Annotated in this window: 9 protein-coding genes; all 9 read right to left on the minus strand. The window is 48.8% G+C overall.

The window, feature by feature from the left end:
• On the minus strand, positions 1–194 hold a 194-nt coding region (locus PX484_RS16500; RefSeq protein ID WP_288104801.1), incomplete at its 3' end, for a RuBisCO small subunit-like domain-containing protein.
• 15 nt (positions 195–209) lie between these two features.
• On the minus strand, positions 210–608 hold the full coding sequence (gene rcbX, locus PX484_RS16505) for a RuBisCO chaperone RbcX (RefSeq protein WP_002732424.1): 399 nt from the start codon (positions 606–608) through the stop codon (positions 210–212).
• Positions 609–738: 130 nt separating this feature from the next.
• Entirely contained in the window at positions 739–2,154 is a 1,416-nt protein-coding gene (locus PX484_RS16510) for a form I ribulose bisphosphate carboxylase large subunit (RefSeq protein WP_002753365.1), read from the minus strand.
• A gap of 550 nt (positions 2,155–2,704) precedes the next feature.
• Positions 2,705–3,367, minus strand: coding sequence for a beta-carboxysome scaffolding protein CcmN (gene ccmN, locus PX484_RS16515; RefSeq protein ID WP_002800746.1), 663 nt, complete (start codon positions 3,365–3,367; stop codon positions 2,705–2,707).
• Positions 3,368–3,498: 131 nt separating this feature from the next.
• Entirely contained in the window at positions 3,499–5,457 is a 1,959-nt protein-coding gene (locus PX484_RS16520; RefSeq protein WP_287764761.1) for a RuBisCO small subunit-like domain-containing protein, read from the minus strand.
• Positions 5,458–5,527: 70 nt separating this feature from the next.
• On the minus strand, positions 5,528–5,839 hold the full coding sequence (gene ccmL, locus PX484_RS16525) for a beta-carboxysome shell vertex protein CcmL (protein ID WP_002734360.1): 312 nt from the start codon (positions 5,837–5,839) through the stop codon (positions 5,528–5,530).
• 32 nt (positions 5,840–5,871) lie between these two features.
• Positions 5,872–6,213, minus strand: coding sequence for a carbon dioxide-concentrating mechanism protein CcmK (locus tag PX484_RS16530; RefSeq protein ID WP_002733426.1), 342 nt, complete (start codon positions 6,211–6,213; stop codon positions 5,872–5,874).
• A 66-nt stretch (positions 6,214–6,279) separates the two neighbouring features.
• The gene (locus PX484_RS16535; RefSeq protein WP_002734613.1) at positions 6,280–6,591 is read right to left on the minus strand and encodes a carbon dioxide-concentrating mechanism protein CcmK; all 312 of its coding nucleotides are present in this window, start codon (positions 6,589–6,591) and stop codon (positions 6,280–6,282) included.
• Positions 6,592–7,212: 621 nt separating this feature from the next.
• On the minus strand, positions 7,213–7,497 hold the full coding sequence (locus PX484_RS16540; RefSeq protein WP_288104804.1) for a Nif11-like leader peptide family natural product precursor: 285 nt from the start codon (positions 7,495–7,497) through the stop codon (positions 7,213–7,215).
• Positions 7,498–7,691: the final 194 nt, after the last annotated feature.

Raw genomic sequence — 7,691 nt, forward strand, 5'->3', positions numbered from 1 at the left:
CCAGAAACAGAGAATAAAGGCAGTTTCCACATCGTCCAATGATAATCCGCGGGTTTGGGATCTTTTTCAAATTCCACAGCAGGAATATAACCCTGATCGATCATGTATTGAATTTGTTTAGCAATTTGTTGATCGGTGAGGGGGGGCAAGTAGGAAAGAGTTTCGTAACGCTTCTCTTTAGGTAAAGTTTTCATGGGTTTCTTGATTCCTTATGGGTTGGGTAGATCATCAACATCGAGATTTAATTCCGATGTCTCTGGTTGACTTATAGCAGTACGGGTGAGACGTTCCAAAAGTTGCCGACGATGTTCGGTATTGTCATTAATAATTCCCGTTTTTACCATCTCTGGCAAGAACTCTAAAACCTGTTCGGCTAAATGTTCTCTTACCGTCATGATCCGCAAAACTAACTCTTTATTCTCAGTCATTAACCCCGCAATATAGGCCTCGCCATCCTGAATGGAATGGCTAGAAGTATAGTGACTCAGCCAAATAGCCAAAGTGGGATTAGTTTCTGACAATTGATCGATAATCGTGCGAACCGCTTGGTAAGTTAGGTAACTTTGTAAGACTTTCGCGGTATCTTGAACAACTTTTTTCGGATACATTTTATACAGTTTTCAGTTATTGGCTAGACAGTTATCAGTGTTGAAATTCTAGCGACTGCTTGCCGATTTTGGGCAAGTCCCCGGCATTATTTTGCACCGATAACTGCTAACAACCTTCTGAAGGGCTGTATTAGAGGGTATCCATAGCCTCGAACTCGAATTTGATTTCTTTCCAGAGTTCGCAAGCGGCAGCCAGTTCAGGACTCCAACGGCAAGCTTCCCGGATAACGTCGTTACCTTCGCGGGCCAAGGAGCGACCTTCGTTACGAGCTTGGATACAAGCTTCCAGAGCCACACGGTTAGCGGTGGCACCCGGTGCGTTACCCCAGGGGTGGCCGAGGGTTCCACCACCGAACTGTAAGCAGGAATCGTCACCGAAGATTTCCACCAGCGCCGGCATATGCCAAACGTGGATACCACCGGAAGCAACCGGCATTACCCCGGGTAAGGAGGCGTAGTCTTGGGTGAAGAAAATACCACGAGCGCGATCTTCTTCTACATAGTCTTCACGCATTAGGTCAACAAAACCCATCGTGATGCCGCGTTCACCTTCGAGTTTACCGACAACGGTTCCCGAGTGCAGGTGATCACCACCAGAGAGACGTAAGCACTTAGCTAAAACGCGGAAGTGGATACCATGATTTTTCTGACGGTCGATAACCGCGTGCATTGCCCGGTGAATGTGGAGCAGTAACCCTTTGTCGCGGCAGAATTTCGCCAGGGTGGTGTTAGCGGTGAAACCACCGGTGAGGTAGTCGTGCATGATGATGGGGGTTTTGATTTCGGCGGCGAATTCAGCCCGTTGCATCATCTGCTCGCAGGTAGGAGCAGTTACGTTGAGGTAATGTCCTTTAACTTCGTTGGTTTCTGCTTGGGATTTAACGATCGCCTCTTGGACGAAAAGGAAACGATCGCGCCAACGCATGAAGGGTTGAGAGTTAATATTTTCGTCGTCTTTGGTGAAGTCTAAACCACCGCGGAGACATTCATAAACGGCACGACCATAGTTTTTAGCGGAAAGGCCGAGTTTGGGTTTGATGGTGCAACCGAGTAGGGGGCGACCGTATTTGTTTAATTTGTCCCGTTCAACGGTGATACCGTGGGGAGGACCTTGGAAGGTTTTGATTAAAGCGACGGGGAAACGGATATCTTCTAACCGGAGACCGCGTAGAGCTTTGAAACCGAAAACGTTACCAACGATCGAGGTGAGGATGTTGGTGACGGAACCTTCTTCAAATAGATCTAAAGGATAGGCAACGAAACAGAAGAACTGGTTATCTTCGTTGGGTACGGGTTCGATATCATAACAACGACCTTTATAGCGATCGAGGTCGGTTAAGTTATCGGTCCAAACGGTGGTCCAGGTACCTGTGGAAGATTCCGCCGCTACCGCCGCACCTGCTTCTTCCGGAGGAACTCCGGGTTGGGGTGTCACCCGGAAGCAAGCTAGTAGATCGGTATCTTTGGGGGTGTAGTCGGGGGTGTAGTAGGTCAGTCGGTAGTCTTTTACGCCGGCCTGGAAACCTTTGGATTTGGCTTGCACCATTGGGATTATTCCTCCATAAACTGCATGATTAGTCGCACCTGTAAAATCTCGCCGTCAACCGACATAGATTTTTCTTAAGCTCCTGTCCCCTGCTGCTAGGAGCGAAGTTAGGGAGCAATTTTCACTAATGTTTTTTTCAACTGATCATCTTAACACGAACTTTATCCTATTCTGATCATTTTTTTTCTCTATCCCTAAAATTTTGATTGTTTTTTTTTCTCGGGGGGATTAGTTTCTTTAATCTGTCGTCATCTAACTTTGACAATCTCTACAAAAACACAAAAAAATCAACAAAAATTTACCTGATTGACACACAGAAACTTCTGCTCATCAGGCTTTGAGCGATTAAAACTACTCCTTAATTGAGGAAGATTATCAATAATTACAACCTCAAAAAATGTCGGCAATCGCTAAAGATGAATTAGATTCTTAAGCAATTATACCCAGTACCTAGAGGACAGTTAGACAGCAGTGAACTCTAGATAAATTAGGTCTAATTACTTAGTAATTATTGTTGAGATTTTTGGCTTGTGAACGATTATTTTCCCCTTCAAGAATTAAGGTTATTGTTGCCATTAAAACGATGACGTTCTGGAAATAGCGTGACCAATAACTGATTGATATAGACCTTTCCGACCACCGATGCTTGATTCGGTCGGTTAGTAGTAGATGCTGGTTCTCTGGTTTCCGCAGGACTGGCCTCGGCCACCGTTTCCTCGCCATCCCAAGGACTGGCCACGGTTTCGGCGACCACTTCCTCCATGGACGGCACTGGGGACACTTGACTGACTACGGGTTGCGGTTCCGGTAAAGGGGGTCTTTCCGGTTCCGATGGGGTCGCTGACACCTCGATGGTAATTTGACGGGAAGTATCTCCGATCAGGGAGCCAGACGGCACGAGCGACATCGCTGCCACAGAAGCATTAAAAATCGTTGTGGTTGAACCAATACAGGCATTTTCACCGATTTCACCCTGACCGACCATTAGAACACCTGTACCTAAAATTGCCCCTGCACCGATAGCAATCACACCCTGATAGGCGGTTAAAATTGTTCCCATACCCAGGCAAGCACCCGCACCGATAATTATTTGGCTATTGGGGGCTGCTCGGAGAATCACCCCCGGAGCCACGATCGCACTCTCATGAATGGTGACATCACCATTGACATAGAATTCCGAGCGGCTAATAGGTTGAACGGGGGGTAAGGACATAATTGACAGTTACTCAGTGATCAGTGATCAGTGAGCGGGGGTTAGGGGGTAGGGGTTAGAGTTTCCGGTATTTTTCCCGGTCTGCCAACACCTAACACCTATCTCCCTTCACCGATCGCCGAGTCCTGAAATTAAGGGCGTTGAATAATCGATTCGAGAACACGGCGTTTCGCTTGGGAGTCAATCCCGATCAGACGAACGTATTCCCCTTGATGGTCGCGCAGACAGGTTTCTAAAGCGGCCACCACATCGGATTCGCGACTGCTATCGATCGGGGTGCAGCTTTGCCAAGAACTGGTTTTAAAACGACGTTTATCCGCGTGTTCGGCCCCGATTTTGTGACCTTGGTTCAATAAAGAACGAATCTGAGCGATCGTTTCCGCCGTTAAGGTACTGGTTAAAGTGGCAGTACCGCCGCCGGAGGAGCCAGAAGCATAGCTTTTGAAACTCGGTTCAGCAACGGTGGCGGTTTTACCGTTGCCATTACTAGCCACCGAACCATCGGGACGCTGGATCACTGTTTCTAAAACCCGTTTTTTGGCTTTAGCATCGATACCGAGTAAGCGGACGTATTCGCCGCTATGCTCGCGTAAACAATCTTCCAAAGCAGTAATTACATCGGATTCGCGATTGCTTTCGATCGGGGCGCAACTCTGCCAAGAACTGGTTTTAAACCGGCGTTTATCCGCGTGTTCGGTGCCGATTTTGTAGCCTTGGGCAAGCAGGGAACGAATTTGAGCGATCGTTTCCCCACTTAAGCTACCACTGCTGCTATGACTGGCTCCGTTACTAGCGGGGGCGCTGTAGCTGCTGGCTTTGCCGCTGCCGTTACTAGCGGGGGTGCCGCCGGGGCGGTGAATAATCATTTCGACGACGCGTTTTTTCGCGTGCGGGTCGATCCCGATCAGGCGGACGTACTCATCGCTATTTTCAGTCACGATCGCTTCAATATCGCGAATGATGCCCGCTTCGCTCTTGGTTTCGATCGCAGGTCCAGTTAACCAAGAACTGGTTTTAAACCGGCGTTTATCCGCGTGTTCGGTGGCGATTTTCAGTCCTTGGGCCAGCAGGGAACGCACTTGTACCGACAGGTCGGAATGGCCGTTACCGTTGCCATGACCGCCGTGGACGGCGGTGGTGGTGCGGGCTGGTTCTCCGGGGGTGTCTTCGGGGCGTTGGATAATCATTTCCAGTATGCGCCGTTTAGCGGCGGGATCGACTCCGATCAGGCGGACGTATTCGCCTTGTAGGTCTCTGAGGGAGGCTTCTAGGGATTGGGATACCTGTTCTTCGCGGCCGCCGTCGATAAAGCCGGCACTTAACCAAGAACTGGTTTTAAAGCGGCGTTTGTCAGCGTATTCGATGCCGATCTTGTAGCCTTGGGAGAGGAGGGAGCGAACCTGCGCTCGAATGTTTGTATTTAAACTCATAGGTGTCACCGAATTTCTATATAGCGTCTCATTAGCGATGTTTATAGCGGCTGCCGGTGCAGGAGTCGCTGGGCTGTGGGCTTTGACCGGGACGCTGGGGGCGAGGTCGATATCGACAATGTGACGAGTGAAGGCTCGATCGATTTCTGTGACATCGGGTAAGCGGTCGGCCTGTTGTTGGCTGGTGATCACGGAACCGGATGGCACGAATTTACCGGCGGGGATTTCCACGTCTTGAACGAGGGCGTGCATCATGACGATGCAATCGGCCCCGATGCGGGCATTAAAGACGGTGGAGCGAAAACCGATAAAGCAGCGATCGCCCACATAGGCAGGCCCGTGAATGAGTGCCATGTGGGTGATGCAGCTGCCCCGGCCGATCCACACCGAATATTCTCGGCCGTCATCTCCCACCACACGGCTTTTTTCTAAACCGTGGATGATTGCTCCGTCCTGAATTTTGCTGTCGTCGCCAATGTGAAAGGGGGTTCCTTCATCGGCGCGGATGGAAGTCCCCGGAGCGATCACCACTCGCGCCCCGATCTCGATAGCGCCACTGAGGTTAGAGAAGGTGTGGACTTTGGCACTCTCGTCTATGCGCGTTTCCTCTGGGGATTTGGTCCGCTTTTTCGGACTAGCCGCCGTTGTGCGGACGACCATAGTTAGTCTTCCTCCATACTGAATTTGGCTGGCTGGTTGTTAATTAACTGTGTTTGGGTCCTATCGATTTCTAACCGGATTGACGAAATTCGTCTCTCTTGCTGTAGAGGGTGCGATTTTCTACGGTTATAGTGTCAATAATCCCCACCACCATCGCGTCAAGGGGGCGATTGTTCTGACCGTCTTCGATACGAGCCGCTCCTCCCCGGGACACTAGCACCCATTCATTAAGCCCCGCTCCGACAATATCACCCGCTACTTCGTATTTAGGCAAAAGTTGCCCCTGTGCGTCGATGAATTGCAAAAGCAGAAGTTTCACTCCCGTCATACTGCGCGGTTTCAGGGTGCTAACGACGGTTCCGCAAACTTTGGCAATTTGCATGGAATTTGTTTACACTAAAAGTTAGTTGCGCTCTAGATTCGTCTTAAAGGTTGCGGGTTAACACTTTCACGAAACTGTTCCACGGCTTCTGTATAACGGATGGGAAGAACGTATTCGAGGTTTTCGTGGGGACGGGCGATGATGTGGGTCGAGAGGACTTGACCACCTTTAACACGATTAGATGCCGCTTCTGTCCCCGCCGATACGGAGGCCTGTACTTCCGAAACGTCCCCCCGGACGATGACGGTGACGCGACCACTACCAATTTTTTCGTAACCTACTAGGGTTACGCGGGCGGCTTTTACCATGGCATCAGCCGCCTCGACAACGGCCGGGAAACCCAAGGTTTCCACCATGCCCACTGCAATTGACATAATATTTTTGTCTCCTAATGGTTGGCTTTCTTCGACTCTATAGATGCTGACCCCGATCAACGGTGTTTAATAGCTGCGGAATTGCTCTACTTCTTCGGTGTAGCGAATGGGCAGCACGTATTCGAGGTTTTCGTGGGGACGGGCGATGATATGGGTAGATAGCACTTGTCCTCCGTTAACCCGGTTGGCGTTTTCCACTCCGGCAGCCACAGAAGCTTGCACTTCTGAAACGTCTCCCCGGACGATGACAGTGACGCGACCACTACCGATCTTTTCGTAACCCACTAGAGTCACCCTGGCGGCTTTGACCATGGCATCGGCCGCTTCCACAACGGCGGGAAATCCTAGGGTTTCAATCATTCCTACTGCAATTGGCATTTTTTTGTTCCTCGCTTGTCAAGCCAAACTAAACTATTAATCTCGTTAGCGTTATCAATTTTGTTTCAGTCAAATTCTTTCCTTGTTACTTTTCCTGCTCTAGCTTTGGTGGCAGTCGGGATCGTGGCAAGGTGGGGGTAAGACCATCCTAAATTTTATCTCGATCGTGACCGTTTTCATCCACTAATTTTATTTTCTAGGGCTGGTTGGTAAAAATTTGACGAGTCAGGCAAAATTATCAACCTAAAAAAAGCATAGGAAACTATGACACCTTTGACAATATAAAACATTATGATTATTTCTCATCTTCAGGTTAACGAAAGTTAATCATTCCTTGACTTCGCCCATCAGCCTCAGCAATTCTCAGGAGATCTACAGCTAAAACCTTTGCTATGAGCCGATTTCCGCTTTAAGTTTTCTCTTGGCGGCTTGCTTGTCTCTGCCGGATTTATTGGCAGATAAAAGCCTATTTTCCCTGATTTCGGCTTTTTTATAATTTTTTTATACTATATACGGCTGGGGTGGGGGAGTGGGGAGAAGGGGAGCCTTTTTCAGTGATCAGTAAACAGTGAACAGTAATCAGTGAACTGAAAACTCACATCTGATCACTGATCACTGATTCTAGCGATCGATCTCACCTTCGTAGGGTTGGACACCGATCGAGGGATAATTATCGTGGTTAGGACTGAAAACTTCTAACACTGCATGAGCTAACTTTTGGAAAAAGTCGGGACTCTCGTGCAAGGATTTGAGTGCCGCTTCTAATTCAGGAAGGGAGAAATCGAAGCCTTGCGAGCGAGCTATCTCTAGTAATTGCTGAGGATCTTGGGTTGAACGCATTTTTTTACCCAATTCTTCGTTTTTAGCGGCTAAGGCGAAAAAGTCGAACACTTGATTTTTAGACATATAAATACTTTTCCTTTGATGATTAAAGGTGTGGCCTCGGCGGCGTGGAGGTTAAACTGCCTAGTATGGTTCATTTTTATCCTACCAGTCAGGAGATATCCTCAAAGCAAAGTTTTCGTTTTTATTTGCTTGTATGGCTGAGTATGCTTTAAGGCTAATTCGGGGGTGTGGGGTGTGGGGTGTGGGGTGTGGGG

Origin of the sequence: Microcystis sp. M49636_WE2, from assembly GCF_030065375.1 — a bacterium.
In the GTDB taxonomy this organism is placed as follows: domain Bacteria; phylum Cyanobacteriota; class Cyanobacteriia; order Cyanobacteriales; family Microcystaceae; genus Microcystis; species Microcystis aeruginosa_C.